The sequence below is a fragment of the Leclercia sp. UBA7405 genome, from assembly GCF_037152215.1.
Taxonomy (GTDB): Bacteria; Pseudomonadota; Gammaproteobacteria; order Enterobacterales; family Enterobacteriaceae; genus Enterobacter; species Enterobacter pneumoniae.
The window spans coordinates 2506489-2532842 of the sequence record NZ_JBBCMR010000001.1 but is presented as its reverse complement, the minus strand read 5'-3'; the positions used below and the strand labels follow the sequence as shown (position 1 = coordinate 2532842).

29 protein-coding genes and 1 rRNA gene are annotated in these 26354 nt (G+C 53.8%); 20 read left to right on the top strand and 10 right to left on the bottom strand.

From position 1 onward, the window contains the following. The 3 genes from rrf to WFN75_RS12340 all read left to right on the top strand — a co-directional run. Positions 1-106: ribosomal RNA gene (gene rrf / locus WFN75_RS12350) — 5S ribosomal RNA — on the top strand; the annotation flags it as partial. Positions 107-224: 118 nt separating this feature from the next. Beyond that, positions 225-680 (top strand): DUF4385 domain-containing protein, encoded by a 456-nt coding sequence (locus WFN75_RS12345; RefSeq protein WP_233801450.1) that lies wholly within the window; start codon positions 225-227, stop codon positions 678-680. Positions 681-832: 152 nt separating this feature from the next. Continuing rightward, positions 833-2140: an MFS transporter gene (locus tag WFN75_RS12340; RefSeq protein WP_046884523.1), complete on the top strand. Its 1308-nt coding sequence runs from the start codon at positions 833-835 to the stop codon at positions 2138-2140. Here WFN75_RS12340 and WFN75_RS12335 read toward each other — a convergent pair. From WFN75_RS12335 to trxC, 5 genes are all read right to left on the bottom strand, one after another. Next, entirely contained in the window at positions 2137-2472 is a 336-nt protein-coding gene (locus WFN75_RS12335) for a YfiM family lipoprotein (RefSeq protein WP_412098718.1), read from the bottom strand. The two genes, WFN75_RS12340 and WFN75_RS12335, sit on opposite strands and share 4 nt — an antisense overlap. A gap of 32 nt (positions 2473-2504) precedes the next feature. Then, positions 2505-3860: a CDP-diacylglycerol--serine O-phosphatidyltransferase gene (pssA, locus tag WFN75_RS12330; RefSeq protein WP_336996259.1), complete on the bottom strand. Its 1356-nt coding sequence runs from the start codon at positions 3858-3860 to the stop codon at positions 2505-2507. A gap of 110 nt (positions 3861-3970) precedes the next feature. After that, positions 3971-6634, bottom strand: coding sequence for a bifunctional acetate--CoA ligase family protein/GNAT family N-acetyltransferase (locus tag WFN75_RS12320; protein ID WP_286809511.1), 2664 nt, complete (start codon positions 6632-6634; stop codon positions 3971-3973). A gap of 35 nt (positions 6635-6669) precedes the next feature. Further along, a complete protein-coding gene (locus WFN75_RS12315; protein WP_336996211.1) occupies positions 6670-7368 on the bottom strand; it encodes a tRNA-uridine aminocarboxypropyltransferase in 699 nt (232 codons plus the stop codon). Positions 7369-7439: 71 nt separating this feature from the next. Further along, positions 7440-7859, bottom strand: coding sequence for a thioredoxin TrxC (gene trxC, locus WFN75_RS12310; RefSeq protein ID WP_040074452.1), 420 nt, complete (start codon positions 7857-7859; stop codon positions 7440-7442). A 205-nt stretch (positions 7860-8064) separates the two neighbouring features. Between trxC and WFN75_RS12305 the strand changes: the two genes are divergently transcribed. Continuing rightward, positions 8065-9135 carry a tRNA/rRNA methyltransferase gene (locus WFN75_RS12305; RefSeq protein WP_040074454.1) on the top strand — a complete coding sequence of 357 codons (1071 nt, stop codon included), beginning with the start codon at positions 8065-8067 and terminating at the stop codon, positions 9133-9135. 47 nt (positions 9136-9182) lie between these two features. Here the strand turns inward: WFN75_RS12305 and ung are convergent, their stop codons facing one another. Continuing rightward, positions 9183-9872, bottom strand: coding sequence for a uracil-DNA glycosylase (gene ung, locus WFN75_RS12300; protein ID WP_336996210.1), 690 nt, complete (start codon positions 9870-9872; stop codon positions 9183-9185). Between the two features lie 314 nt (positions 9873-10186). Here ung and grcA point away from each other — a divergent pair, with 314 nt between their 5' ends. Next, on the top strand, positions 10187-10570 hold the full coding sequence (gene grcA / locus WFN75_RS12295; RefSeq protein WP_040074456.1) for an autonomous glycyl radical cofactor GrcA: 384 nt from the start codon (positions 10187-10189) through the stop codon (positions 10568-10570). A 49-nt stretch (positions 10571-10619) separates the two neighbouring features. Here grcA and srmB read toward each other — a convergent pair whose 3' ends face one another. Continuing rightward, positions 10620-11948, bottom strand: a complete 1329-nt coding sequence (srmB, locus tag WFN75_RS12290) for an ATP-dependent RNA helicase SrmB (protein ID WP_212478441.1) — start codon at positions 11946-11948, stop codon at positions 10620-10622. A 132-nt stretch (positions 11949-12080) separates the two neighbouring features. Here srmB and trmN point away from each other — a divergent pair, with 132 nt between their 5' ends. Beyond that, positions 12081-12818 carry a tRNA(1)(Val) (adenine(37)-N(6))-methyltransferase TrmN gene (gene trmN / locus WFN75_RS12285; protein WP_336996209.1) on the top strand — a complete coding sequence of 246 codons (738 nt, stop codon included), beginning with the start codon at positions 12081-12083 and terminating at the stop codon, positions 12816-12818. Here trmN and nadB read toward each other — a convergent pair. Next, positions 12803-14422 carry an L-aspartate oxidase gene (gene nadB, locus WFN75_RS12280; protein ID WP_336996208.1) on the bottom strand — a complete coding sequence of 540 codons (1620 nt, stop codon included), beginning with the start codon at positions 14420-14422 and terminating at the stop codon, positions 12803-12805. The two genes, trmN and nadB, sit on opposite strands and share 16 nt — an antisense overlap. A gap of 86 nt (positions 14423-14508) precedes the next feature. Between nadB and WFN75_RS12275 the strand changes: the two genes are divergently transcribed. The 13 genes from WFN75_RS12275 to acpS all read left to right on the top strand — a co-directional run bounded on the left by WFN75_RS12275 (position 14509) and on the right by acpS (position 24173). Then, on the top strand, positions 14509-14790 hold the full coding sequence (locus tag WFN75_RS12275) for a hypothetical protein (protein WP_336996207.1): 282 nt from the start codon (positions 14509-14511) through the stop codon (positions 14788-14790). Further along, positions 14778-14846, top strand: coding sequence for a rpoE leader peptide RseD (gene rseD, locus WFN75_RS22680; RefSeq protein ID WP_231313890.1), 69 nt, complete (start codon positions 14778-14780; stop codon positions 14844-14846). Before WFN75_RS12275 ends, rseD begins: the two co-directional genes overlap by 13 nt. Beyond that, positions 14843-15418: an RNA polymerase sigma factor RpoE gene (gene rpoE / locus WFN75_RS12270; RefSeq protein ID WP_032613187.1), complete on the top strand. Its 576-nt coding sequence runs from the start codon at positions 14843-14845 to the stop codon at positions 15416-15418. Before rseD ends, rpoE begins: the two co-directional genes overlap by 4 nt. Before the next feature lie 31 nt (positions 15419-15449). Next, entirely contained in the window at positions 15450-16100 is a 651-nt protein-coding gene (rseA, locus tag WFN75_RS12265; RefSeq protein WP_263616563.1) for an anti-sigma-E factor RseA, read from the top strand. Then, positions 16100-17053 carry a sigma-E factor regulatory protein RseB gene (gene rseB / locus WFN75_RS12260; RefSeq protein ID WP_040074462.1) on the top strand — a complete coding sequence of 318 codons (954 nt, stop codon included), beginning with the start codon at positions 16100-16102 and terminating at the stop codon, positions 17051-17053. The genes rseA and rseB overlap by 1 nt, the downstream gene beginning before the upstream one ends. Then, a complete protein-coding gene (rseC, locus tag WFN75_RS12255; RefSeq protein ID WP_046884531.1) occupies positions 17050-17526 on the top strand; it encodes a SoxR-reducing system protein RseC in 477 nt (158 codons plus the stop codon). The genes rseB and rseC overlap by 4 nt, the downstream gene beginning before the upstream one ends. A 186-nt stretch (positions 17527-17712) precedes the next feature. Then, a complete protein-coding gene (gene lepA / locus WFN75_RS12250) occupies positions 17713-19512 on the top strand; it encodes a translation elongation factor 4 (RefSeq protein ID WP_040074464.1) in 1800 nt (599 codons plus the stop codon). Positions 19513-19527: 15 nt separating this feature from the next. Further along, positions 19528-20502, top strand: coding sequence for a signal peptidase I (gene lepB / locus WFN75_RS12245; RefSeq protein WP_040074466.1), 975 nt, complete (start codon positions 19528-19530; stop codon positions 20500-20502). Positions 20503-20725: 223 nt separating this feature from the next. Further along, complete coding sequence (rnc, locus tag WFN75_RS12240) at positions 20726-21406, top strand: ribonuclease III (RefSeq protein ID WP_040074467.1); 681 nt, start codon at positions 20726-20728, stop codon at positions 21404-21406. Next, positions 21403-22308, top strand: a complete 906-nt coding sequence (gene era, locus WFN75_RS12235; protein ID WP_040074468.1) for a GTPase Era — start codon at positions 21403-21405, stop codon at positions 22306-22308. The genes rnc and era overlap by 4 nt, the downstream gene beginning before the upstream one ends. An 18-nt stretch (positions 22309-22326) precedes the next feature. Further along, a complete protein-coding gene (gene recO, locus WFN75_RS12230; RefSeq protein WP_046884533.1) occupies positions 22327-23037 on the top strand; it encodes a DNA repair protein RecO in 711 nt (236 codons plus the stop codon). A 24-nt stretch (positions 23038-23061) separates the two neighbouring features. Beyond that, a complete protein-coding gene (pdxJ, locus tag WFN75_RS12225; RefSeq protein ID WP_212478443.1) occupies positions 23062-23793 on the top strand; it encodes a pyridoxine 5'-phosphate synthase in 732 nt (243 codons plus the stop codon). Continuing rightward, positions 23793-24173, top strand: coding sequence for a holo-ACP synthase (acpS, locus tag WFN75_RS12220; protein WP_040074471.1), 381 nt, complete (start codon positions 23793-23795; stop codon positions 24171-24173). The genes pdxJ and acpS overlap by 1 nt, the downstream gene beginning before the upstream one ends. On the opposite strand, the gene WFN75_RS12215 is transcribed toward acpS, so the two are convergent. Then, a complete protein-coding gene (locus WFN75_RS12215) occupies positions 24170-24430 on the bottom strand; it encodes a YfhL family 4Fe-4S dicluster ferredoxin (RefSeq protein WP_040074472.1) in 261 nt (86 codons plus the stop codon). The genes acpS and WFN75_RS12215 overlap by 4 nt on opposite strands. A gap of 56 nt (positions 24431-24486) precedes the next feature. Beyond that, positions 24487-25335, bottom strand: coding sequence for a MurR/RpiR family transcriptional regulator (locus WFN75_RS12210; RefSeq protein ID WP_212478444.1), 849 nt, complete (start codon positions 25333-25335; stop codon positions 24487-24489). Positions 25336-25453: 118 nt separating this feature from the next. Between WFN75_RS12210 and murQ the strand changes: the two genes are divergently transcribed. Continuing rightward, positions 25454-26347 (top strand): N-acetylmuramic acid 6-phosphate etherase, encoded by an 894-nt coding sequence (gene murQ, locus WFN75_RS12205; protein WP_212478445.1) that lies wholly within the window; start codon positions 25454-25456, stop codon positions 26345-26347. Positions 26348-26354: the final 7 nt, after the last annotated feature.

Here is a 26354-nt window from a genome sequence, read left to right as displayed (position 1 = left end):
TTAGCGCGGTGGTCCCACCTGACCCCATGCCGAACTCAGAAGTGAAACGCCGTAGCGCCGATGGTAGTGTGGGGTCTCCCCATGCGAGAGTAGGGAACTGCCAGGCATCAATTAAGAAAAACCCCGTACCGTAAGGTGCGGGGTTTTTTGCTTTGCATTCGCATACGGCACGTTCACTATTCTCTGGCTAAAATAATAAAATAAATCACAGCAGTGAGGTTATTTTGCCGAACCCTCCTTTTAACTACCAACAAGATTTCGCCAACATAAACTTTCGCGAGCATCCGGAGCTCTACCAGGTCGGACGAGGAGAGCAGGGGGTGTTATTGGTTGAACCTTATAAAAGTGAAATCCTCCCCCACTGGCGCTATAAAAATGCTGAAGTTGCCACGACGTCTGCCCAGGAAATTTACGCTTTGTTCGAGCAATATCGGGAGAAGAATGACTTTGTCGGCATGGACATGGCCCGTAAATTCATTCAGATGGGATATACCCGTGCCAGACGCTATGCAAACCATAAAGGAGGAAGAAAATATGACGAAGATCGTAACGTGAAGCCATTAGATCACGATCCGGTGAAGGCCGAAGCGGCCAAAATCTTTAAAACGTGGTGGGATAAAATCCGCGCAGATGAGGACTATCTGCAACGAAAACAAGAGCATCAAAAGAAATGGGGCTAGGAGACATCACCAGAGGTTATCTTTTTTATGATTTGCCTCACAAAATTTAATGAAACATAAAAATAACAAGTTTTTTACCTAACGCTACATTTTAAATGCGGTTTTACTTGGTATGGGTGCAATGGCCCGCAATGTAAGACAGGGGATTTAAAATGACAGAAACCGTAGCCAGTACAGATACGGATCATAAACAGAGCGCGGTGCAGGATACCCGCCGCAGAATCTGGGCAATCGTTGGTGCCTCTTCAGGTAACCTGGTGGAGTGGTTTGACTTCTACGTCTACTCATTCTGTTCACTCTATTTTGCTCATATTTTCTTTCCATCTGGTAATACCACGACCCAGTTGCTGCAGACAGCAGGCGTTTTTGCAGCTGGATTTTTGATGCGTCCTATCGGTGGCTGGCTATTTGGCCGCATTGCCGATCGTAAAGGGCGTAAAACCTCTATGCTGATTTCAGTCTGCATGATGTGCTTTGGATCGCTAGTGATCGCGTGTCTGCCCGGCTATGCCGTTATCGGCACCTGGGCTCCGGCGCTTTTGCTGCTCGCTCGTCTATTCCAGGGATTATCCGTCGGCGGTGAATATGGCACGAGCGCGACCTATATGAGTGAAGTCGCCGTGGAAGGCCGTAAAGGTTTTTATGCTTCCTTCCAGTACGTAACGCTCATAGGCGGTCAACTGTTAGCCATACTGGCTGTGGTGATCCTGCAGCAGGTGCTGAGCGATGAAGACCTACGTGCATGGGGATGGCGCATACCTTTTGCGCTGGGTGCAGTGTTGGCAATAGTGGCACTGTGGCTACGCCGTCAACTGGATGAAACGTCACAGAAAGAGGTGCGCTCGCTGAAAGAGGCGGGTTCATTCAAGGGGCTATGGCGCAACCGAAAGGCATTTTTGATGGTGCTCGGTTTTACGGCAGGGGGATCGCTCACCTTCTATACCTTCACTACCTATATGCAGAAGTATCTGGTCAATACGACGGGTATGCACGCTAATGTGGCGAGTATGGTTATGACCGTGGCGCTTTTTGTCTTTATGCTGATCCAGCCTGTTATTGGCGCGCTGTCGGATAAAATTGGTCGCCGTAGTTCAATGCTTATATTCGGGGGAATGTCGACGTTATGCACCGTGCCTATCCTGACGGCATTACAACATGTCTCCTCACCCTACGCCGCTTTCGCGCTGGTGATGGTGGCACTTGTTATCGCCAGCTTTTACACCTCGATCAGTGGGATTCTTAAAGCCGAAATGTTTCCAGCTCAGGTGCGTGCGCTTGGGGTTGGGTTGTCTTATGCGGTGGCCAATGCCCTTTTTGGTGGCTCGGCCGAGTATGTGGCGCTTTCATTGAAATCGATAGGTAGCGAGACGATCTTTTTCTGGTACGTCACGCTCATGGGCGCGCTGGCGTTCATCGTCTCCTTAATGCTGCACCGTAAAGGCAAAGGTATTCGTCTTTAGTGATCAGCCAGCTGCCATAGGGTATAGCCGGTGGTTGCGCCGGCGATATCCCAGGCAAAATCCTTCCAGCTCCAGCCGCTTCCTGCCGGGCGGCTGTCCCAAAATTCCTTGCTGGCCCCCAGACTGACCGAAAACATCAGTCCGTAAGCTGCGCTGCGATCGCGGCTATAGCCCTGGTGCCGGGCATATTCATTCCCGGCGGCAGAGAGCACAGCGGAAGCCAGAAAGTGTTGGGCTTTATCCTGGCCCGCCCAGCTGTCTTGTGCCATGTGGCTACAGCCGCACAGTAGACAACAGCCCAGGAGAAGGAGATATCGCACGGCAACCTCCATAAAAAAGCCCCGTCAATGACGGGGCAGGTGCATTACAGAATACGGCTGATAAGCCGATCAATACGAATGCGGCGTAAACGGCGTATCAGCTTACGCACTTTTACCGGATAGTCAGCGATACTTTGTAGATCGCGGTAGTGGTTCACTATGGTGGTGTGCGTGCGGATCAGATCCAGCTCGCGTTCACGCTGTACCGATAGCTCTTTACGCGGATCGTGGATCAGGATCGCATTCTCAAGATCAAGTCGCCATGCGCGCGGGTTAAGGTTATTCCCCGTCAGCAGCATCCATTCATCGTCAACCCACATTCCCTTCAGGTGATAGCTATTATCTTCGTGCTTCCACAGACGCACGATCAGCTGATCGGTATTCACATAATACTGAAGGCGGCTCAGGAAGCGGCGCAGGTTGATCTCGTAGAGATAAGGCAGCGCACCGATGATTTTAAACGGTTGATCTTCAGGGATATAAAAATCGTTTGCCGTTTTATCGCCAACGATGATTTCCACTTTTTTACCATCGCGCAGTAGCTGGATGATGCTACGAACCAACACTGCCGGCAAATTGAAGTAGGGGGTACAAATCGTCAGTTTCTCGTTTGTACAGGGCATCAAATGGAAGATGGTTTTATTTAACAGGCTCGATTTGCCAAGGCCGACCAGCGGTGTAACCGAGAGCTGGTCGTTATCGGCATCGCCCTGGAAATGGAATGCAGCATCACGCAACTCCTGACGGAATAAGCGAATGTCATTTTTGATTTCCGGGCTTTTAGGGCGATGGGGATCATCAAGGCGATTAACGCCACGGCCGTGTACCAGGTTCTGATCGACCCACTCAAACATCACGTCCGCCATACGCGCATTGCGTACCAGGTGGTAACGATCGTAACGGTACTTATCAAGCTGATGCAGGTAAACGTCATTCAGGCTGGCGCCGCTATAGAGCACGCTGTCATCAATGATGAAACCTTTGAAATGCAGTACGCCCAGGGCTTCACGGGTGTTTACAGGGACACCGTAAACCGGAACGTCAACGCCCGGATTCTGCTGGGCCATGCGGCAATACCAGTCAGCGTTGGTGTTAGAGGCAGCATCGCCGATGCGTCCGCGCTGTGCCCGATGCCAGTCGACCAGTACACGCACGTCCAGTTCCGGACGCTGGCGCTTTGCTTCATAAATTGCGTGTAATATAGCGCTGCCGCCTTCATCCTGTTCAAGATAAAGCGCCACGATGCAAATACGTTGCGTCGCGCTGGCAATTTTTTCCAGAAGCGTTTCCCGAAAATGGGCGGGAGCGTAAAAGAACTCGACATCATCAACTGACTGAGAAATCTTCGGTAGTTGAGCAAGGTGTTGTTGATGTTTGTTGCGCTTAAATTTTGACAACATCACAGTGCGTTTCTTCTCTGTTCATTGAAGGGTTATCTGTACTAAGCAGACAACAGAAGCGGACAATCATATCATTAGTACCCGCGAAAGTGGTCAACATTTCCAGTACCTTACTCTTGTTTACCCTGCTGCATCAGATGCAGCGTTAGCCCCACGATGCCTTCTTCAAGCTGCACATCTATGGTAAATCCAAGTTTTCGCGCCAGGGCGATCATGCCCCTATTGTTAGGCATAGTAATACCATTAAGGCGCAGTAATCCGTGATCGCGCGTATAGCTAATGAGCTTCTCCAGCAGCCGCCGCCCAAGACCTAATCCTTTCAGATCCGAGCGAACCAGCACGGCGAATTCGGCATCGACGTTATCAGGATCCGAAATGGCGCGCGTTACGCCGAGTATCTCATCACCTTCAGAGGTTCGCCGAACGGCAACAAACGCCATTTCCCGATCGTAGTCGATCTGCGTCATGTTAGCTAAATCTTCATGGGTAAATTCATTGATTTCGCTGAAATAGCGATAGTAGAGATCCTCTTTAGTCACCTGAGCGATAAAGCGCTGCAGCTGTGGTTCATCTTCCGGCAGGATAGGGCGGAACAGCGATTTTTCACCGTTTTTCATCTCGACCCACTCTTCCAGCTGCTGTGGGTAAGGGCGAATAGCCAGCCGGCTTTCGCGATCGCCGCTGAAGGCTGCTACATCCATGGTGACATCCAGAGCGGTCATCTCACTCCCTGATGCCAGCAGAGGATGAATATCCAGACGCTGAATTTCTGGGGTATCCACGATCAGGTTGGAGACTTGCACCAGGAATTGGCTCAGCCCGGCAATATCCAGAGGTCGGAGTGCACTGCGTCCGCGGATCTTTTTGCTCTTGATCGCCTGGATCACCAGATATCGTGCCAGGTTCATGTTCAGCGGCGGCAGAGCCACCACAGCCTGCTCCTCCGGATGCCATTCCACGCCCCCTTCACCAAGCATGATCAACGGACCAAATACTGGATCGTGCTCAACGACCACCCTCAACTCTTGCGCGCCGGCGCGGTTGGCCATGCTTTGTACCAACAGGCCATGGATGCGTGCCCGGGGCCAGGTCATTTTAACGCGATCGATGATGGCATCGGCCGCCTGCTGAACCTCTGCGGCTGTGCGCAGATAGAGCATGACGCCCTGAACTTCAGACTTATGGGGAATATCCGGAGAACGCAGCTTAAGGGCGACCGGATAGCCGATCTGCTCGGCGATATGTACGGCTTCAGCGCTATCGCTGGCAATCCACGTGGGTAGAGTATTCAGGCCGTACGCCTGAAGTATCGGTTGCACCTCATGGGTGTCCAGCGCACGCGCGCCCTCATCAATGGCCCGCTGTAACAGGTTACGGGCACCGCTGGTGTTCGCGGTCAGATTGCCGGGAAGCGCGGGGGTTTCACGCAACTGTTTCTGGTTACGTCGGTACTCCACCATATGCATAAACGCGGTGATAGTCCCTTCGGGGGTCCGGTAGGTCGGCAGTCCTGCTTCACTGAAAAGGCGGCGTGCCTCCTGGGATGAAAATTCACCACACCAGTTGGTCAGTACAGAGACATACTTGCCACGTTGATGATTTTTAATGCCATCAATCAGCGCCCGCGCGCTCTCGCTGCCCGGAGCCACGGCACTGGGCGAGTGAATGACCATCAGAGCATCGAAATCCTGACTGTCGAGCAGAAGGCTTAGGGCCGTTAAATAGTGCTGATTGCTGGCATCGTCACGGAGATCAAGCGGATTGCCCGGCTCAACGCCTGCAGGCAAGGCCTCGCGCAGTCGTTGTAACGTCTCTTCGCTAAGGGTGGCGAGTTTACCATTACGCAACCAGAGCTCATCGAGGGCTAGTGCGGCCGGGGCTGCGCCATTACTGATAATCATCAGCCTCTCCCCACGAAGCGGGCGCATATGGCTCAGCGTTTCAACGGCGGAGAAGAGTTCATGCGTGTCCTGCACGCGTAACAGACCCGCGCGCTGAATGGCGGCATCCCAGGCCGGATCCATTCCGGAGTGGGAGTGCAATAACCGTTGGGCTGCCGGACTACGTCCGCTTTTGATCACCAGGATAGGTTTATTGCGCGACGCGCTACGCGCCGCAGAGACAAACCGCCGCGCATCACTCAGATGTTCAAGATAGAGCAGGATAGCGCTGGTTTTACTGTCTCTCGCCAAAAAATCGAGCAGCTCATCCACGTCGATGTCGAGGCTATCACCCAGCGCGATAAAATACGAAAAGCCCATCTCACGTTGCTGAGCCCAGTCGAGAATAGTATTGGAAACCGCTGCCGACTGGGAAATAAATGCCAGCTTGCCTTTACGAATGGGCACCGGAGAAAAACTGGCATTCAGACCCTGCCAGGGAGCCAGCAGGCCGAGGCTGTTTGGGCCAAGCAAACGCATTTGATAACGTGCCGCGCAGGCCAGCAGGTCGTTGTGCTGTTCAGGAGGAGAGGAGAGGATGATGCAGGTTTTACACCCTTTCTTGCCGAGCGCTTCCAGCAGATCCAGATTGCGCCGGGCGTGCGTGCAGAGCACCGCCAGGTCGGGGATATAAGGTAAGCTTTCGACATCCGGCCAGGCAAGTACCCCCTGCACCGCCTTCCAGGCAGGGGTAACGGGCAGCACAGGCCCGCTGAAGCCGCCAGCCAACAGGTTGCGCATCATCAGATAGCCAGCGCGTTCGGGCTTCATTGACGCGCCGATAACGGCGATGGATTTGGGGCGGAGTAAGGCTTCTAACCCACGCTGGCTCATTCAGGTCTCCTGAGAGTACGAGTGACCTGATGATTTTAAACGCTTTCTGACTCGGCTGCTGTGACGCTTCCCTTATGTACGGTTTTTCCGGCCAGATAACGTTCGCGAAAACAGGAAAAATGCTGACCTAATGCGCCAGCCGCCTGGCGATCGCCTGCCAGATCCAGCAAGGCAATGGCAACCTCGGCGGTACAATACTGGCCGTCCGCATGCGCTTCGCGTAGCCGGTAGTCTGAGACGCGAGAGAGATCGACAGAGATCACCGGCAGCGCATCAAGATAAGGGCTTTTACGAAACATTTTGCGCGCTTCTGTCCAGGTACCGTCCAGCATGATGAACAGCGGCGGTTTTCCCGTCGCCGGCGTCGTCAACACCTGGCGATCCGGGCCGGCATAAGAGGCGGGGAACACCACCATCGGCTGATAAGCGTCACTGGCTACCAGCTCTAGTAGCGCCTCTGGCGGCTCGGTGCGCGACCATTGAAACGCGACGGTATCTGGCAGGATATCGGCAATCAATCGCCCGGTATTACTGGGTTTCATGGGTTCTGTATCGAACATCACCAGGCAAAAGCGGCTGGTAGCATGGCTTGGCGTCAGGGTAGCGCACAGACACTGTTTCAGCGGTAACAAACAGTGTTGGCAGCGTCGGATGCGGTTACCACGGGCGAGAAAAGGGCGCGTTGCGCGGGCAAGGCGTTCAGCACGCAGTTGCAATACGGCGTTATCAGTCATGAGAGATGCGCAGAAAAAACGCCATTTTCGCAGAGGAGTGGGCGGGGCACAAGCGGTGTGCCCCGGGTATGTCAGAGGGATTCGTTCAACCAGCTATCGAAGGGGGCTTTGGGTACCGCGCCGTTCAGCATATCGATGACTTCACCATTCTTGAAAATCATAATGGTGGGAATACTGCGAATGCGGAAACGAGCACTCAGTTCGCGCTCCGCTTCGGTGTTCACTTTCACAAAGCGCATCTTCCCGCTACGCTCTTCAGCCACATCTTCAAAGATAGGGGCAAAGTTACGGCAAGGACCGCACCATGGCGCCCAGAAATCCACGACCACCGGCAGATCGTCCTTCAGCAGTTTATCCAGAGTTGCACCGGTAGCGTTGATGACATCACCATCGAACAATTCATGACCGCAACGTCCGCATTTAGCCACATCATCAATTCGGTCTTCCGGAATGCGATTAAGGGCCTGGCAGTTGGCACATACGGTATTCATAACTAACCTCAGGAATAGCAGTGGAACATAGCGGCCCAGGGCCGGTGTGTTTCTAATATGTTACATATTATCAGTGACCCTGTTTGAAACGACAATGCGTTTTATTCAATAAGAACAATAGTCATAAGCTTTGATACGAAATAATGGCTATGAGGGGATACATCGGGTAATCTGCGCGCTTCGCGCAGCGCTGGTGGAGAAAAGCATGAACGACGAACTGAAAAACAAAAGCGGCAAGGTCAAAGTGATGTATGTCCGCAGTGATGATGACTCTGATAAACGCACCGCAAATCCGCGTACCGGAAAAGGCGGCGGACGTCCGGGTCCATCTCGTGCAGACGGTGGCCGTCGCCCCGCCCGCGATGAAAGAAACAACCGCGGTGAAGACCGCAAACGCGATGACCGTAAACGTGACGATGCCGGTCGTGACGGGGGATCGCCATGGCGTACCGTATCCCGTGCACCGGGCGAAGAGACCTCGGCTAAAACCGATCACGGCGGTATTAGCGGAAAAAGCTTTATCGATCCGGAAGTGTTGCGCCGTCAGCGTGCTGAAGAGACCCGCGTCTACGGTGAAAACGCATGTCAGGCTCTGTTCCAGAGCCGTCCGGACTGTATTGTTCGCGCCTGGTTTATTCAGAGCGTAACGCCGCGCTTCAAAGAAGCATTGCGCTGGATGGCGGCCAATCGCAAGGCGTACCATGTGGTCGATGATGCCGAACTGACAAAAGCATCGGGTACTGAGCACCACGGTGGCGTTTGCTTCCTGATTAAAAAACGTAACGGTACCACCGTGCAGCAGTGGGTAAGCGAGGCGGAAGCCGATGACTGTGTGTTGGCGCTGGAGGACGTGGGTAACCCGCATAACCTCGGTGCGATGATGCGCAGCTGTGCTCACTTTGGCGTAAAAGGTGTTTTACTGCAGGATGCCGCACTGCTGGAATCTGGCGCGGCTATCCGCACGGCGGAAGGCGGCGCGGAACATGTGCAGCCTATCACGGGTGACAGCGTTCTGGATGCCCTTGAGCAGTTCCGCAAAGCGGGTTACGCTATCGTAACCACCTCCAGCCACGCTGGTACGCCGCTGTTCAAAGCGACGCTGCCACGTAAAATGGTACTGGTATTAGGCCAGGAGCGAGATGGTCTGTCTGATGCTGCGCTGTCCAGTGCGGATCTGAGTGTCTCTATCGATGGAACAGGCAATGTTGAAAGTCTGAACGTTTCCGTGGCTACCGGCGTACTGCTGGCAGAGTGGTGGCGTCAGAATAAAGCCTAAGCATTGATGTTACCTGTATGCCCGGTTAACCGGGCATACAATCAAGACTACTCCCCTTCAGCCGGTAACACTGGCATCCAGTCAATAGGCTTCTCGCCGCGTTTTTCCAGCCACTCATTCGCCAGAATAAAGTGATTACAGCCAAAGAAACCGCGATGTGCTGATAGCGGTGAAGGGTGCGGCGCTTTAAGAACATGATGACGCTCCGGGTCGATAATCGCCCCTTTCTTCTGCGCATGCGATCCCCAGAGTAAAAACACCACCCCTTCGCAATGCGTGTTAATCAGACCGATCACTTTGTCCGTAAAGGTCTCCCAGCCGAGGCTGGCATGGGAATGCGCCTGGCCTGCACGTACCGTCAGCACGGTGTTTAATAACAACACCCCCTGGCGAGCCCAGCTTTCAAGATAACCGTGTTTTGGTCGGGTAAAACCGGGAATCGACCCTTCAAGCTCTTTATACATGTTCAGTAGTGAAGGGGGGATAGCAATACCAGGGCGTACGGAAAAGGCCAGTCCGTGTGCTTGTCCGGGTCCGTGATAGGGATCCTGCCCAAGGATAACCACCTTCACATCGCTCAGTTCGGTATAGCGAAAAGCGTTGAAAACATCTTTCTGTGGCGGGTAAATCGTCTGGCCGGCCTGCCGTTCAGCGGCAACAGTACTGAGGGTATTAACAAAATAGGGTTGTTGTTTCTCTTCTGCCAGTACGTCGTGCCATGTTAAGGATGTCGTCATTTCGCTCTCCTGCAAATCTCAATCGCCTAAGCTTACCTGTTAAATCCTGATGAGCAAAATTCGACGCTGAAATTGCCGCTAAGTCATTCAATTTATATTGAATATCTGCGCGATAAATTGATTCGGTGAAGGCGTTAAATTGATCTAAAACAACAAAATCAGACCACACAGTTTGTGTGGTTGGCATTTCTGTTGATTTAAATCAATAAATGACGGGTGGGTGAGTGATATATATACACACAAGCAACAATGGTTTTACCAATTGCCCGAAGCCGGGCAGACACCAAATTAATGTAGTCTAAGGGAGACACCACATGATTACGGGTATTCAGATTACTAAAGCAGCAAACGATGACCTGTTGAACTCATTCTGGCTGCTGGATAGCGAAAAAGGCGAAGCGCGCTGTGTTGCAGCAAAAGCGGGTTTTGCTGAAGACGAAATCGTACCGGTTAGCAAACTGGGCGAAATCGAATATCGCGAAATTCCTATGGAAGTGAAACCAGAAGTGCGCGTTGAAGGCGGTCAGCACCTGAACGTGAACGTGCTGCGTCGTGAAACGCTGGAAGATGCCGTTAAGCATCCGGAAAAATATCCACAACTGACCATTCGCGTATCCGGCTATGCAGTACGTTTCAACTCGCTGACGCCAGAGCAGCAACGCGACGTTATCGCGCGTACCTTTACTGAAAGCCTCTAAGGTTCAGTTACTAGGCAAATAAAAAGCCGGGTTAACACCCGGCTTTTTTTTACTCTTCAGTTTTAGATTCGGTCGCCGAACTGCTTGGCTTACGACGCTTACCAATGTTTTTGGTGTCGCGGTGGCGCTGTTTGACGCGCGGCTTCTCTTTTTCTTTCTCTTTTCTCTCTGCACGTTTCGCGAGTGCTTTTTTGGACGGTTTACCCGTCATTTTCTCACTCGGTGCACGCGTGGTCGGACGAAGCTCATCGATAACGCGCGCTTTCAGCGGCTCCTCGACGTAGCGGCCGATTTTCTGCAGTAGCAGGTAGTCATGCGCCTCGACCAACGAAATCGCAATACCTTTACGGCCAGCACGACCCGTACGGCCAATGCGGTGCAGGTAGGTATCGCCGCTACGTGGCATATCGAAGTTGATGACATGGCTCACGTCAGGGATATCGATACCACGCGCCGCAACGTCGGTGGCGACCAGGACATTCACGCGGCCATCGGTCAAACGCTTAATCCCTTCAGTACGCTTGACCTGCGCCATCTCGCCTTCGAGATAACAGTTATTGATCCCGGCGTTACGCAGCATTTCAGCTAACTCATGCACACGCTCACGCTTGCGTACAAACACAATGGTACGGGTCGCATCGTCCTGTTTGAGCAGGTGCTTCAGCAACTCCACTTTGTGCTCGAGGTTATCGGCGCGGTAATACCACTGATGAATTTTCTTGCGCTCACGGGTGGATGGCGTGGCTGACACTTCTACGGGATCTTCCAGCAGACGCTCTGCAAAGTCTTTGATGGCATCGCCTTCCAGCGTTGCGGAGAACAGCAGGGTCTGTTTACGCCAGCGAGTTTCACCGGCGATATGTTCGATATCTTGCGCGAAGCCCATGTCCAGCATGCGGTCAGCTTCGTCCAGAATGAGTGTCTCAACGGCGCGGCAGTCGAAGTTCTCTTCTTTGATGTACTGCAGCAGACGGCCCGTTGTGGCAACCACAATATCCTGGTTTTCGCTGAATACTTCGGCGTGGTTCATATAGGCTACGCCGCCGGTGATAGTGGCGATGTCCAGATGGGTATTCGCCGCCAGTTCACGCGCATGTTCGGCAACCTGTGTCGCCAGTTCGCGGGTCGGCGTCAGGATTAAAATGCGCGGTGGGCCTGATTTTTTACGGGGGAAATCGAGCAGATGCTGCAACACCGGCAGCAAGTATGCTGCTGTTTTCCCCGTGCCGGTTGGCGCAGAACCGAGCACATCACGGCCCTCCAGTGCAGGCGGAATGGCCGCAGCCTGAATGGCGGTCGGGCGTGTGAAGCCTTTGCTCTCAAGCGCATTGAGCAGGCTTTCATCGAGTTCAAGTTCGGAAAAAGTCGTTACAGTCATGTTCTACCTCTGTGTGGGGCGCTGATTATAGACGTTACCGCTGCAATCTTCATCTGTTTGTGTGGATATCCCTTTTCCACCGTTACGCTTTCCCCTATGCTACTTCAGTTTCGTTTAGAAGGTTGCTCTGACATGTCTCAACTCAAAGCGCAATTGCGCCGCGATGGATTTACGTTTAAACAATTTTTCGTTGCACACGATCGCTGTGCAATGAAAGTGGGTACCGATGGCATCCTGCTTGGCGCCTGGGCGCCGGTAGCCGGCGCTAAACGTATTCTGGATATTGGCACCGGGAGCGGCCTGCTGGCGCTTATGCTGGCGCAGCGAACGGAGCAGTCGACGACCGTCGATGCCGTCGAGCTGGATCCCGATGCAGCAGAGCAGGCGAGCGAAAACCAGGCCGAATCGCCCTGGGCCTCGCGCATCACTATTCATTGTGCGGATGTCCTTAGCTGGGCGCCAGAACAAACCGCACGTTATGATCTTATCGTGAGTAATCCGCCTTATTATGAACCCGGCGTCGAGTGTGCGACGCCGCAGCGCGAACAAGCGCGATATACCGGTTCACTCAGCCACAGTGCCTTGCTTGCCTGTGCCGCGGCGCTTATTTCGGAAGAGGGATTTTTCTGTGTCGTGCTGCCGGAAAGCACGGGCAGCCATTTCATAAATATGGCGACAGAGATGGGCTGGCATCTGCGCCTGCGCACCGATATCGCCGATACCGAAGGCAGGTTGCCGCACCGGGTGCTGCTGGCCTTGTCGCCGAAAGAGGGAGAGTGCTTCAGCGACAGAATGGTTATCCGTGGGGCAGACCAGCGCTATTCCGAAGACTACACCGCGCTGACCCACCCTTTCTATCTCTTTATGTGAGCCAGCGGCGAAAGCACGGACGGCCCGGAGTGTTCCAGTTGCTCCGGATAATCCAGCGTATAGTGCAATCCGCGGCTCTCTTTACGCTTCATCGCACAGCGAACAATCAGCTCTGCCACCTGCACCAGGTTACGTAGCTCCAGCAAATTGTTAGAGACGCGGAAGTGGGCATAGTACTCATCAATTTCTTGCTGCAACATGGTAATACGACGCAGGGCGCGTTCCAGACGTTTGCTGGTGCGTACGATACCGACGTAATCCCACATAAACAGGCGCAACTCATGCCAGTTGTGCTGGATCACGACCAGTTCATCCGGATTTTCGACCCGGCTCTCATCCCAGGCGGGCAGGGTATTGGCATGGCGCGCATAGGGCATGCGCTTAACGATATCTTCCGCCGCCGACCAACCGTACACCAGACACTCCAGCAAAGAGTTAGAGGCCATGCGGTTTGCGCCGTGCAGGCCGGTGTAACTCACTTCGCCAATCGCATACAACCCATCCACATCGGTACGACCATGATCATCCACCATCACGCCGCCGCACGTGTAGTGCGCGGCAGGTACTACGGGTACCGGATCCCGGGTGAGATCAATGCCTAATCCGAGCAGCTTTTCGTAGATTGTCGGGAAATGCTGACGGACAAACTCGGCGGGCTTATGGCTGATGTCCAGATACATACAGTCCACTCCCAGGCGTTTCATCTCATGGTCGATAGCGCGGGCAACAATGTCACGTGGGGCAAGTTCGCCTCGCGGATCAAAGTCGGGCATAAAGCGTGTGCCATCGGGCCGCTTCAGGTGTGCGCCTTCACCGCGCAAGGCTTCTGTTAGCAGAAAATTGCGAGCTTGCGGATGGAAGAGGGCTGTCGGGTGGAACTGATTAAATTCCAGATTCGCCACACGGCAGCCTGCACGCCACGCCATGGCGATACCATCTCCGGAGGAGATGTCCGGGTTAGTGGTGTACTGATAAACTTTTGACGCACCGCCGGTGGCCAGCACAACGGCTTTGGCCTGACAGGTTTCAACCGTCTCTTTATTACGGTTCCAGACCCAGGCCCCGACAACCCGACGCGTGCCAGGCAAGCCGATTTTGTCAGAGACAATTAAATCTACGGCGTTGCTGCGCTCCAGCACCTGGATATTTGGGTGACTCAACGCCTGGCTCACCAGGGTGGTTTCCACCGCTTTACCCGTGGCGTCGGCAGCATGCAGAATACGGCGATGGCTATGACCGCCTTCACGCGTCAGGTGATAACCCTCTTCCCCGTTTGGCTGCACGTGGGTATCAAACAAAACACCCTGATCGATCAGCCACTGGACGCAGTGGCGTGCGTTACTGGCAACAAATTCTGCGGCGTGTTTATCAACAATTCCGGCCCCGGCAATCAGGGTGTCTTCAACATGTGAAGCTATGCTGTCTGTTTCGTCAAACACGGCTGCGATACCGCCCTGGGCGTAGAAAGTTGACCCTTCGCTTACCGGTCCTTTACTCAGGACAATGACTTTTTGGTGTTTGGCGAGCCGCAGGGCGAGAGAGAGGCCCGCTGCACCACTGCCGACGATCAGGACGTCGCAAGAGAGTTCTGGAAGTGTGTTCATGATCTTTGTTTAATTTACTAAACAGTGTCTGGCCAGCATAGCACCCGAATGCGAGAAATCGCACGTTTTTTTTACTGAGTGTTGCAATGACTAAACAAGCCTGGGGGGCCGCTCTGGGGCAAAAATGGGAGAAATATTTTGCGAAGCAGATCGTTAGCTTCAGATTATGTGGTGAAATAAAGCCCGCGTTGCGGTACTCTGCTGGCGGAAATGCCATTTCTTATCAGAAACTGGGTGCGTATCGTGAACAGACTTATAATGATAGAAAACGAACAGTCTGCGGCGCGATTAACAAAAACAAAAGCGTGACGGAACTTTTTAAGAAAACAGCCCTCTACACAACTGCTTGCTCACAGTGCAGTGTTTAGAGTGGCGTTTCGATAACGCGTGGATTTTAGGTTTGGGGAGACATTACCTCGGATGAGCGAGCAGTTAACGGACCAGATTCTGGTTGAACGGGTCCAGAAGGGAGATCAGAAAGCTTTTAACCTACTGGTGGTGCGCTACCAGCATAAGGTGGCGAGTCTGGTTTCCCGCTATGTACCTTCAGGGGATGTCCCTGATGTCGTACAGGAATCTTTTATTAAGGCCTATCGCGCGCTGGAATCATTCCGGGGGGATAGTGCTTTTTATACCTGGCTGTACCGAATTGCTGTCAATACGGCAAAGAATTACCTGGTCGCTCAGGGCCGTCGTCCGCCTTCCAGTGATGTTGATGCGATAGACGCAGAAAACTTCGAAAGCGGCGGCGCGTTGAAAGAAATTTCGAACCCTGAGAACTTAATGTTGTCAGAAGAACTGAGACAAATAGTTTTTCGTACCATCGAGTCGCTTCCGGAAGATTTACGCATGGCAATTACGTTGCGGGAGCTTGATGGCCTGAGCTATGAAGAGATAGCCGCTATCATGGATTGTCCGGTTGGTACGGTTCGTTCACGTATTTTCCGTGCGCGAGAAGCTATTGATAATAAAGTTCAACCGCTTATCAGGCGTTGACGATAGCGGGATACTGGAAAAGGTATTAGGCATGCAGAAAGAACAACTTTCCGCTTTAATGGATGGTGAAACGCTGGACAATGAGCTGCTTAATGAGCTCTCTCGCTCTCCTGAGATGCAAAAAGCCTGGGAGAGTTATCATCTTATTCGCGATTCTATGCGCGGCGATACCAGCGAGCTCCTCCATTTCGATATCTCATCACGCGTAATGGCGGCGATAGAGAACGAACCTGTTACTCAGGCCACTCCGCTGATCCCTGAAGCCCAGCCTGCACCACACCTGTGGCAAAAAATGCCATTCTGGAATAAAGTGCGCCCGTGGGCGAGTCAACTGACCCAGATGGGTGTCGCAGCTTGCGTGTCGCTTGCGGTTATTGTTGGCGTCCAGCAGTATAACAGCCAATCTGAAGTCAACCAGCAACCTGAAGCGCCAGTGTTTAACACGCTGCCGATGATGGGCAAAGCCAGCCCGGTTAGCCTGGGTATTCCTTCCGACGCGTCGGCGGGTGCTGGCCAGCAGCAGCAGGTACAGGAGCAGCGTCGTCGCATTAATGCGATGTTGCAGGACTATGAATTGCAACGTCGTTTGCATTCAGAGCAGCTTCAGTTTGAACAGGCACAAACCCAGCAAGCCGCTGTGCAAGTGCCCGGAAACCAAACTTTAGGAACGCAATCGCAGTAATGAAGCAACTTTGGTGCGCCATGTCTTTGATGGCGGGTAGCTTGCTCTTCTCTGTCAACGCCTCGGCTGATGTATCGTCCGGGGCGTTGTTGCAGCAGATGAACCTCGCTAGCCAGTCACTCAACTATGAACTGGCTTTTATCAGTATCAATAAGCAGGGCGTCGAGTCGTTACGCTATCGCCACGCCCGTCTTGATAAACAGCCTCTCGCTCAGCTCTTGCAGATGGATGGCCCGCGCCGTGAAGTTGTGCAGCGTGGTAATGAAATCAGCTATTTTGAGCCGGGCCTTGAGCCTTTCACCCTTAATGGCGACTACATCGTCGATTCGCTGCCATCGCTGGTTTATACCGACTTTAAGCGTCTTGCCCCCTACTACGACTTTATTTCCGTTGGCCGTACGCGCATTGCAGACCGGTTATGTGAAGTCATCCGGGTCGTGGCCCGGGACGGGACGCGCTACAGCTATATCGTCTGGATGGATGCCGAAACCAAGCTTCCGATGCGGGTCGATCTACTTGATCGCGATGGTGAAACGCTGGAACAGTTCCGCGTGATCTCCTTTAGCGTCGATGATCAGGTCGGCAATAGCATGCAGAATCTTGCTAAAGCCAGTCTGCCGCCGCTGCTCTCTGTACCGGTAGGGGATACCATTAACTTTAACTGGGCCCCGACCTGGATCCCGCAAGGGTTCAGCGAGATCTCCAGCAGCAAACGCCAGCTTCCTACGATTGATACGCCGGTTGAATCGCGTCTCTACTCGGATGGTCTGTTCAGCTTCTCGGTGAATATCAACCGCGCCACCGCGATCAGTGCCGACCAGATGCTGCGTACCGGTCGTCGCACAGTGAGCACGACGGTGCGTGATAATGCCGAAATTACGGTCGTGGGTGAGCTTCCGCCGCAAACTGCAAAGCGTATCGCCGACAGTATCAAATTTAGGGCAGCACAATGATTAAAGAGTGGGCTACGGTCGTATCATGGCAAAATGGCGTCGCGCTGGTGAGTTGCGACGTTAAGGCCTCCTGCAGCAGCTGCGCCTCCCGCGCAGGATGCGGCAGCCGCGTGCTGAATAAACTGGGCCCGCAAACTACCCACACGCTTTCCGTTCCTAGCGAGCAACCGCTGGTGAAAGGGCAAAAAGTGGAGTTGGGGATTGCCGAAGCGAGCCTGCTGGGCTCGGCGATGCTGGTTTATCTCTCTCCGCTGGTGGGCTTGTTTGCCGTGGGTGGTCTTTTCCAGCTCCTGTTTGCCACCGATCTTGCCGCCATGTGCGGGGCCGCTCTTGGCGGCGTAGGCGGTTTTTTGCTGGCGCGGGGGCTTTCGCCCAGGCTTGCTGTGCGCGATAACTGGCAGCCAACCATTCTCAGCGTTGGCTTACCACCCGACGAACTGCGCGTTGAAACACTATCCTCAGAGGCCCGGTAAATACACCGGGCTTTATCTATGTTTGATTCTTATAAACCAAAACCCTCAAACTTAGCGCTATACCTGAATTCAAGAGCATTTCCTGGTGACGAAGATGTAGTGTAGAATGCTGCGTTTTCGCACTGAAAAACGTCAGGCTAAGAACAGCGGCCTCCAGGAATTCGTAAGGCAAAATTATTTAACTATATGAAGAACATACGTAACTTTTCGATCATAGCTCACATTGACCACGGTAAGTCGACGCTGTCTGACCGTATTATCCAGATTTGCGGTGGCCTGTCTGATCGTGAAATGGCAGCCCAGGTTCTGGACTCCATGGACCTGGAACGCGAACGCGGTATCACCATTAAAGCCCAGAGCGTAACGCTCGATTATAAAGCGTCTGACGGTGAAACTTATCAACTTAACTTTATCGACACCCCAGGCCACGTTGACTTCTCCTATGAAGTTTCCCGCTCGCTGGCGGCCTGTGAAGGCGCGCTGCTGGTGGTAGATGCCGGGCAGGGCGTAGAAGCCCAGACCCTGGCGAACTGCTACACCGCGATGGAAATGGACCTGGAAGTGGTGCCGGTACTGAACAAAATCGACCTGCCTGCCGCCGATCCTGAACGCGTGGCGGAAGAGATTGAAGATATCGTGGGCATTGATGCCACCGATGCTGTGCGCTGCTCCGCGAAGACCGGCGTAGGTGTTCCGGATGTGCTGGAACGTCTGGTCCGCGATATCCCTGCTCCTGAAGGCGACCCGGATGCACCGCTGCAGGCACTGATCATTGACTCCTGGTTCGATAACTATCTGGGTGTTGTCTCGCTGGTACGTATTAAAAACGGCACCATGCGTAAAGGCGAAAAGATCAAGGTTATGAGCACCGGTCAGGTCTATAACGCCGATCGCCTGGGTATCTTCACCCCGAAACAGGTTGACCGTACCGAGCTGAAATGCGGCGAGGTAGGCTGGCTGGTCTGTGCAATTAAAGACATCCTCGGTGCGCCGGTTGGCGATACCTTGACGGGCGCCCGTAATCCGGCTGATAAAGCACTGCCTGGCTTTAAAAAAGTGAAGCCACAGGTATATGCAGGTCTCTTCCCGGTCAGCTCTGATGATTATGAAAACTTCCGTGACGCGCTTGGCAAACTGAGCCTGAACGATGCTTCTCTGTTCTATGAGCCAGAAAGCTCCACGGCGCTGGGCTTCGGCTTCCGCTGCGGCTTCCTCGGCCTGCTGCACATGGAGATCATTCAGGAACGTCTGGAGCGTGAGTACGATCTGGATCTGATCACCACCGCGCCGACGGTAGTTTACGAAGTGGAAACCACCTCGAAAGAGGTGATCTACGTCGATAGCCCGTCCAAGCTGCCGCCGCTGAACAACATTTCTGAGCTGCGCGAGCCTATCGCAGAGTGTCACATGCTGCTGCCGCAAGAGTTCCTCGGCAACGTCATCACCCTTTGTATCGAGAAGCGCGGCGTACAGACCAACATGGTTTACCACGGTAACCAGGTGGCGCTGACTTACGAAATCCCGATGGCGGAAGTGGTACTCGACTTCTTCGACCGTCTGAAGTCGACGTCCCGTGGCTACGCGTCACTGGATTACAACTTTAAACGCTTCCAGGCTTCCAACATGGTACGTGTAGATGTGCTGATTAACAGCGAGCGTGTCGATGCGCTGGCGCTGATCACGCATAACGACAACGCACCATACCGCGGGCGTGAGCTGGTTGAGAAGATGAAAGAGCTGATCCCGCGTCAGCAATTTGATATCGCGATTCAGGCGGCCATTGGCAACCACATCATCGCGCGTTCTACCGTGAAACAGTTGCGTAAAAACGTTCTGGCAAAATGCTATGGCGGTGACGTCAGCCGTAAGAAAAAGCTGCTGCAGAAGCAGAAAGACGGTAAGAAACGTATGAAGCAGGTTGGTAACGTTGAGCTGCCGCAGGAAGCGTTCCTCGCCATTCTGCACGTAGGTAAAGACGGCAAATAATCCTAAGGAGTTGGCATGGCGAACATGTTTGCCCTGATCCTGGTCATCGCGACGCTGGTGACGGGTCTATTGTGGTGTCTGGATAAGTTTATTTTCGCCCCGAAACGTCGTGAACGTCAGGCTGCCGCGCAGGCAGCCACTGGCGACGGGCTTGATGCGAAGACCCTGAAAAAAGTCGGCCCGAAACCGGGCTGGCTGGAGACAGGGGCTTCGGTCTTCCCGGTACTGGCGATTGTTCTGGTGGTACGTTCATTTATTTATGAACCTTTCCAGATCCCATCAGGTTCGATGATGCCAACGCTGCTGATTGGTGACTTCATCCTGGTCGAGAAGTTTGCCTACGGCATTAAAGATCCTATCTACCAAAAAACGTTGATCGAAACCGGTCATCCGAAACGCGGCGATATCGTGGTCTTTAAATACCCCGACGATCCGCGTCTGGATTACATCAAACGTGCGGTGGGTCTGCCTGGCGATAAAGTCTCTTACGATCCAGTTGCGAAAGAAGTGACGGTACAGCCTGGCTGCAGTTCTGGTACGGCCTGTGAAAGCGCGCTGCCCATTACCTACTCCAACGTAGAGCCGAGTGACTTCGTGCAGACCTTTGCCCGTCGTAACGGCGGTGAAGCTACCAGCGGTTTCTTCCAGATGCCAAAAGGCGAGACCAAAGAGAACGGTATCCGCCTGACTGAGCGTAAAGAGACGCTGGGTGACGTCACACACCGTATTCTGACGGTGCCTATTGCGCAGGATCAACTGGGGATGTACTACCATCAGTCCGGTCAGCAGCTGGCTTCCTGGATTGTGCCGCCGGGCCAATACTTCATGATGGGTGATAACCGCGATAATTCTGCGGACAGCCGTTACTGGGGCTTTGTGCCGGAAGCGAATCTGGTCGGTAAAGCGACCGCCATCTGGATGAGCTTCGAGAAGCAGGAAGGCGAATGGCCGACCGGGGTACGTCTAAATCGTATCGGCGGGATCCATTAATTCGTGATATCTGAACACATCGCCCTTTATCTTAAGGGCGATGTGAATTATTTAAGCGATAAATCTCTCCAGACTAACGACAACCCCTGTCGTTGTGTATAGAATATTCCCCCGAAGTTTAAGGTTGGCGCTGAATCAGTGCCACGGCACACGAAACCGCGTTGGCTTTCTCAGGTCGGTTTCGTGTGCTGCATTTTTGACGCATTCATTCTATTGGTATCGCATGAACCCCATCGTAATTAATCGGCTTCAACGGAAGCTGGGCTACACTTTTCAGCATCAGGAGTTGTTGCAACAGGCATTAACCCATCGCAGTGCCAGCAGCAAACACAACGAACGTCTCGAATTTTTGGGCGATTCCATTTTAAGTTACGTTATTGCCAATGCGCTTTATCACCGTTTCCCACGTGTGGACGAAGGGGATATGAGCCGCATGCGTGCAACGCTGGTTCGCGGTAACACGCTGGCAGAAATTGCGCGTGAGTTCGAATTGGGTGAGTGCCTGCGTCTGGGGCCGGGCGAACTGAAAAGTGGCGGTTTCCGCCGTGAGTCCATTCTTGCGGACACGGTCGAAGCCTTAATCGGTGGCGTTTTCCTCGACAGCAATATTCAGACCGTCGAGCAACTGATTCTGAACTGGTATCAGACCCGTCTGGACGAAATTAGCCCAGGCGATAAACAAAAAGATCCGAAAACGCGTCTGCAGGAATATCTGCAGGGTCGTCACCTTCCGCTGCCATCTTATCTGGTGGTGCAGGTCCGTGGCGAAGCGCACGATCAGGAATTTACCATCCATTGCCAGGTCAGTGGCCTGAGTGAACCGGTGGTGGGCACAGGTTCTAGCCGTCGTAAGGCGGAACAGGCTGCCGCCGAACAGGCGTTGAAAATGCTGGAGCTGGAATGAGCGAAGAGAAAACCTATTGCGGATTTATTGCCATCGTTGGTCGTCCAAACGTTGGCAAATCCACCCTGTTGAATAATCTGCTTGGGCAGAAGATTTCTATCACCTCTCGTAAGGCGCAAACCACGCGTCACCGCATCGTCGGTATCCATACGGAAGGCGCGTATCAGGCGATTTATGTCGATACCCCAGGCCTGCACATGGAAGAGAAGCGTGCGATCAACCGTCTGATGAACAAGGCGGCGAGCAGCTCTATCGGTGACGTTGAGCTGGTGATTTTTGTTGTGGAAGGCACCCGCTGGACGCCTGACGACGAAATGGTGCTCAATAAACTGCGTGATGGGAAAACCCCGGTGATCCTGGCGGTCAACAAAGTTGACAACGTGCAAGAAAAAGCCGATCTGCTGCCGCATCTGCAGTGGCTGGGCAGCCAGATGAACTTCCTCGATATCGTACCGCTGTCTGCAGAGACCGGTCTGAATGTGGATACCATCGCGGGCATCGTGCGTAAACATCTGCCGGAAGCGATCCATCACTTCCCGGAAGAGTACATCACCGATCGTTCTCAGCGCTTTATGGCCTCTGAGATCATCCGTGAAAAGCTGATGCGTTTCCTTGGCGCGGAGTTACCGTACTCTGTCACCGTCGAGATCGAACGTTTCCAGACGAACGAGCGTGGTGGCTATGATATCAACGGCCTGATCCTCGTGGAGCGTGAAGGGCAGAAGAAAATGGTGATTGGCAACAAAGGTGCCAAGATCAAAACCATCGGTATTGAAGCTCGTAAAGATATGCAGGAGATGTTCGAAGCACCGGTTCACCTGGAGCTGTGGGTGAAGGTGAAATCTGGCTGGGCCGATGATGAGCGTGCACTGCGCAGCCTCGGTTACGGCGAAGATCAGTAACGCAAGACGACGAACAGTATGGAAGGTTGGCAGCGTGCCTTCGTTCTCCATAGTCGTCCCTGGAGCGAAACCAGCCTGATACTGGACGTCTTCACGGAAGAGTCGGGCCGCGTGCGCCTTGTGGCTAAAGGCGCACGTTCCAAACGTTCTAATCTGAAAGGAACTTTACAGCCTTTCACACCGCTGCTGGTCCGCTTTGGTGGGCGAGGGGAGGTCAAAACCCTGCGCAGCGCCGAAGCCGTCTCCCTGGCACTTCCCCTCTCTGGTATCACTCTTTATAGCGGCCTGTACGTCAACGAACTCATCTCACGCGTGCTTGAGCATGAGACTCGCTTCTCTGAACTTTTCTTCGACTACCTGCACTGTATCCAGGCCCTGGCGGGGGTAACTGGCTCGCCTGAACCCGTCCTGCGCCGTTTTGAACTGGCGCTGCTTGGCCATCTGGGTTACGGCGTTGATTTTCTTCACTGTGCAGGCAGTGGCGATCCGGTGGAAGAGACCATGACCTACCGCTACCGGGAAGAGAAAGGATTTATCGCCAGTATTGTGATTGATAATAGTACCTTTACCGGGCGTGACCTGCGCGCGTTAGCCGAGCGGGAATTTCCGGATGCAGAGACACTGCGGGCGGCAAAACGCTTTACCCGTATTGCGCTGAAGCCGTATCTTGGAGGCAAGCCCTTAAAGAGCCGCGAATTATTCAGGCAGTTTATGCCCAAGCGTAAATGAACAACGAGAAAACCGAGGATTGTCATGGCTGAATTACTGTTAGGCGTCAATATTGACCATATCGCCACCCTGCGTAACGCGCGCGGCACGGCCTATCCGGACCCGGTACAGGCCGCGTTTATTGCTGAGCAGGCGGGGGCCGACGGCATTACGGTTCACCTGCGTGAGGACCGCCGTCACATCACCGATCGCGATGTACGGGTGCTGCGTCAAACGCTGGATACCCGCATGAACCTCGAGATGGCGGTGACCGAAGAGATGCTGAACATCGCCGTTGAGACGCAACCTCATTTTTGCTGCCTGGTACCAGAAAAACGTCAGGAAGTGACCACTGAAGGCGGCCTCGACGTTGCCGGCCAACTGGAAAAAATGCGCGATGCCTGCAAACGTCTGGCAGATGCCGGTATTCTGGTCTCGCTGTTTATTGATGCCGATGAGGCCCAAATCAAAGCCGCAGCAGACGTGGGTGCGCCCTACATCGAAATCCACACCGGTTGCTATGCGGATGCCAAAGACGAAGCAACCCAGGCAAAAGAGCTTGAGCGCATCGCCAAAGCCGCGACCTACGCCGCAAGCCTCGGACTGAAGGTCAATGCCGGTCATGGCCTTACCTACCACAACGTGAAAGCCATCGCCGCCATTCCGGAGATGCACGAGCTGAATATTGGTCACGCCATCATTGGCCGTGCGGTGATGAGCGGCCTGAAAGAGGCGGTGGCAGAGATGAAACGCCTGATGCTGGAAGCCCGTCGCTAATGGCTATTCTTGGCTTAGGCACGGACATCGTTGAGATTTCGCGTATTGAAGCGGTGATTGCCCGTAGTGGCGATCGCCTTGCCCGTCGCGTACTTAGCAATAACGAGTGGGCCATCTGGGAGACGCACCAGCAGCCGGTGCGTTTTCTGGCTAAACGTTTTGCGGTGAAAGAGGCGGCGGCGAAAGCATTCGGCACGGGGATCCGTAACGGGCTGGCTTTCAATCAGTTCGAAGTTTTTAACGATGAGCTGGGCAAGCCGCGTCTGCGTCTGTGGGGAGAAGCGTTAAAACTGGCTGAGAAGCTGGGGGTAGCGCATATGCACGTTACGCTGGCGGATGAGCGCCACTACGCCTGCGCAACGGTCATTATTGAAAGTTAGATCTTATCCGCGTGGTGCATCAGTACAAATTTATCCCACAGCTGCTCTTCTGATTCAGTGTGTGCCGGATCCTTGAGAATGGTATTCGGGATTGGGCACACTTTCTGACAGGTCGGCGTCTCGTAATGGCCAACACACTCGGTGCAACGGTCGCTGTTAATCTCATAAATGCTATCGCCCATGGAAATGGCCTCGTTAGGACATTCGGGTTCGCACATATCGCAATTGATACATTTTTTGGTAATTAACAGCGCCATCAGGTAATTCTCAGAAACATCACAAACAGGGCGGGCATTATACGCTCATTACGTACTCAAACCAGTTTTTTAACCAACGCTTCGCTGTGGCGAATACGATCCGGCGCATGTTCGAGATCTTGCTGCACCAGCGCCATAAACATCAGGTCCGTCAGCAGCATCTGTGCGCTGGTGGAAGAGATGGCCGCGCTCCGGGTCGCTTGCTCTTCCGCAATGGTATACAGGCAGCGAGAGGCGCGTTGCTGTAGGGCGTTAGGGGTAAAACCGGTTATTGCGAGGATCTTCCCCCCCGCGCGCAGGGCTTCGTCTGCTGCCAGGTTGATTTCACGGCGCTCGCCGGAATAGGAGATGGCCAGCAGCACGTCACTGGGCTCCATAGCCTGAACGGTGGCCAGCAGAGCATGCATATCTTGCTCGACGATAGCGGTCAGGCCAATTTTATTCAGCTTCCAGCCAAAGTTGCGTGCTACCAGCCCCGACGCGCCAATACCCGTCAGGATCACCCGTCGTGCCGTGCGCAGCATGGTCACGCTCTCCAGCAACTTCTCTTCAGTATTCACATCCAGGGTAGCGTGCATGGCCGCCAATTTTTCTTTGATCAGTTTTTCACCGACCAGCCGCATCGGATCGTCGCCACGGATGTGGTTATGTACCGGCATCGACTGTGGGTTAGGGTGGCTGGCCAGCGCTTCGCTGATGGCCAGTTTGAGCGCGGGAAACCCTTTGAAGCCGATCTTCTGCGCAAATTTCACCACGCTCGACTGGCTGACGCCTGCCTCCTGGGCCAGCTGCTGTGAACTCAGATGCCGGGCATGGTCGGGCTGAGACAGCAGGAAATCCGCCAGTTTTTTGTCGCTCTGGGCAAAGCCAGCGTATCGCTGGCGAATTCGGATTAAACAGTTCATGAGGTCTCCTGGCGAAATGTGATAGCTGTTGCAAATTGCGAATATTGCTCGCCCGAATGAATTTTATATTCCATTATAGTGCGATTATTATGAATTAAAAATTCTTGAGGCACAAAAGATGAATCTAGGATCGCTTGTTTCTGAAACCCGTAACCCGCAAACCATGGATCTGGATGCGCTCTCCACTTTTGACCTTGTAAGCCGTTTTAATCAACAGGATACGCTGGTCGCGCAGGCAGTGAAAGAGACATTGCCCGAGGTTGCGAAAGCGGTCGATGCGGCGGCCACTTCGTTGAAATCGGGCGGCCGCATTATTTACATGGGGGCGGGGACCAGTGGTCGCCTGGGCGTGCTGGATGCTTCTGAATGTCCACCTACGTTCGGCGTACCGCACGGCCTGGTGATCGGCCTGATAGCCGGTGGGCCGGGGGCATTGTTAAAAGCCGTCGAAGGGGCGGAGGACAGCCCGCAGCTCGGTGAAGACGATTTACGCGACATTGCCCTGACACCGCAGGATCTGGTCGTCGGGCTGGCGGCATCGGGGCGCACGCCGTACGTGCTGGGTGGGCTGGCATATGCCAGACAGACCGGCTGCACGACGGTGGCCATCTCCTGTAATCCGGGATCCCCCATCGCCCAGGTGGCGGATATCGCTATTTCGCCTGTGGTAGGGCCTGAAGCTCTGACCGGCTCCACGCGACTTAAATCCGGCACGGCGCAGAAACTGGTGCTGAACATGATCTCTACCGGCGCGATGGTGAAGTTCGGCAAGGTTTACCAGAACCTGATGGTGGATATGAAGGCCACTAACGTGAAGCTTATCGACAGGGCTTGCCGCATGGTCGTGGAAGCGACCGGCACCACGCGTGAAGAGGCCGAAAAGGTGCTCCAGCAGACCGATTATGACGTTAAGCCTGCCATTCTGATGATATTAAGCGGGCTGGATGCGACGACGGCGCGTGCCCGACTCGACCAGCACAGTGGTTTTTTACGGGCGGCGTTAGAAAACTAAAGAGGCG

What these genes read in the sequence shown, in the direction of transcription:
- ung (WP_336996210.1), bottom strand. Translation starts at nt 9,872, where the DNA reads ATGACGACATCCTTAACATGGCACGACGTACTGGCAGAAGAGAAACAA.
- rseC (WP_046884531.1), top strand. Translation starts at nt 17,050, where the DNA reads ATGATTAAAGAGTGGGCTACGGTCGTATCATGGCAAAATGGCGTCGCG.
- era (WP_040074468.1), top strand. Translation starts at nt 21,403, where the DNA reads ATGAGCGAAGAGAAAACCTATTGCGGATTTATTGCCATCGTTGGTCGT.
- trmN (WP_336996209.1), top strand. Translation starts at nt 12,081, where the DNA reads ATGTCTCAACTCAAAGCGCAATTGCGCCGCGATGGATTTACGTTTAAA.
- trxC (WP_040074452.1), bottom strand. Translation starts at nt 7,859, where the DNA reads ATGAATACCGTATGTGCCAACTGCCAGGCCCTTAATCGCATTCCGGAA.
- WFN75_RS12305 (WP_040074454.1), top strand. Translation starts at nt 8,065, where the DNA reads ATGAACGACGAACTGAAAAACAAAAGCGGCAAGGTCAAAGTGATGTAT.
- WFN75_RS12315 (WP_336996211.1), bottom strand. Translation starts at nt 7,368, where the DNA reads ATGACTGATAACGCCGTATTGCAACTGCGTGCTGAACGCCTTGCCCGC.
- WFN75_RS12275 (WP_336996207.1), top strand. Translation starts at nt 14,509, where the DNA reads ATGACTAAACAAGCCTGGGGGGCCGCTCTGGGGCAAAAATGGGAGAAA.
- lepB (WP_040074466.1), top strand. Translation starts at nt 19,528, where the DNA reads ATGGCGAACATGTTTGCCCTGATCCTGGTCATCGCGACGCTGGTGACG.
- WFN75_RS12320 (WP_286809511.1), bottom strand. Translation starts at nt 6,634, where the DNA reads ATGAGCCAGCGTGGGTTAGAAGCCTTACTCCGCCCCAAATCCATCGCC.
- pdxJ (WP_212478443.1), top strand. Translation starts at nt 23,062, where the DNA reads ATGGCTGAATTACTGTTAGGCGTCAATATTGACCATATCGCCACCCTG.
- lepA (WP_040074464.1), top strand. Translation starts at nt 17,713, where the DNA reads ATGAAGAACATACGTAACTTTTCGATCATAGCTCACATTGACCACGGT.
- acpS (WP_040074471.1), top strand. Translation starts at nt 23,793, where the DNA reads ATGGCTATTCTTGGCTTAGGCACGGACATCGTTGAGATTTCGCGTATT.
- recO (WP_046884533.1), top strand. Translation starts at nt 22,327, where the DNA reads ATGGAAGGTTGGCAGCGTGCCTTCGTTCTCCATAGTCGTCCCTGGAGC.
- pssA (WP_336996259.1), bottom strand. Translation starts at nt 3,860, where the DNA reads ATGTTGTCAAAATTTAAGCGCAACAAACATCAACAACACCTTGCTCAA.
- WFN75_RS12335 (WP_412098718.1), bottom strand. Translation starts at nt 2,472, where the DNA reads ATGGAGGTTGCCGTGCGATATCTCCTTCTCCTGGGCTGTTGTCTACTG.
- murQ (WP_212478445.1), top strand. Translation starts at nt 25,454, where the DNA reads ATGAATCTAGGATCGCTTGTTTCTGAAACCCGTAACCCGCAAACCATG.
- rseB (WP_040074462.1), top strand. Translation starts at nt 16,100, where the DNA reads ATGAAGCAACTTTGGTGCGCCATGTCTTTGATGGCGGGTAGCTTGCTC.
- nadB (WP_336996208.1), bottom strand. Translation starts at nt 14,422, where the DNA reads ATGAACACACTTCCAGAACTCTCTTGCGACGTCCTGATCGTCGGCAGT.
- srmB (WP_212478441.1), bottom strand. Translation starts at nt 11,948, where the DNA reads ATGACTGTAACGACTTTTTCCGAACTTGAACTCGATGAAAGCCTGCTC.
- rnc (WP_040074467.1), top strand. Translation starts at nt 20,726, where the DNA reads ATGAACCCCATCGTAATTAATCGGCTTCAACGGAAGCTGGGCTACACT.
- grcA (WP_040074456.1), top strand. Translation starts at nt 10,187, where the DNA reads ATGATTACGGGTATTCAGATTACTAAAGCAGCAAACGATGACCTGTTG.
- WFN75_RS12210 (WP_212478444.1), bottom strand. Translation starts at nt 25,335, where the DNA reads ATGAACTGTTTAATCCGAATTCGCCAGCGATACGCTGGCTTTGCCCAG.
- rpoE (WP_032613187.1), top strand. Translation starts at nt 14,843, where the DNA reads ATGAGCGAGCAGTTAACGGACCAGATTCTGGTTGAACGGGTCCAGAAG.
- WFN75_RS12215 (WP_040074472.1), bottom strand. Translation starts at nt 24,430, where the DNA reads ATGGCGCTGTTAATTACCAAAAAATGTATCAATTGCGATATGTGCGAA.
- rseA (WP_263616563.1), top strand. Translation starts at nt 15,450, where the DNA reads ATGCAGAAAGAACAACTTTCCGCTTTAATGGATGGTGAAACGCTGGAC.
- WFN75_RS12340 (WP_046884523.1), top strand. Translation starts at nt 833, where the DNA reads ATGACAGAAACCGTAGCCAGTACAGATACGGATCATAAACAGAGCGCG.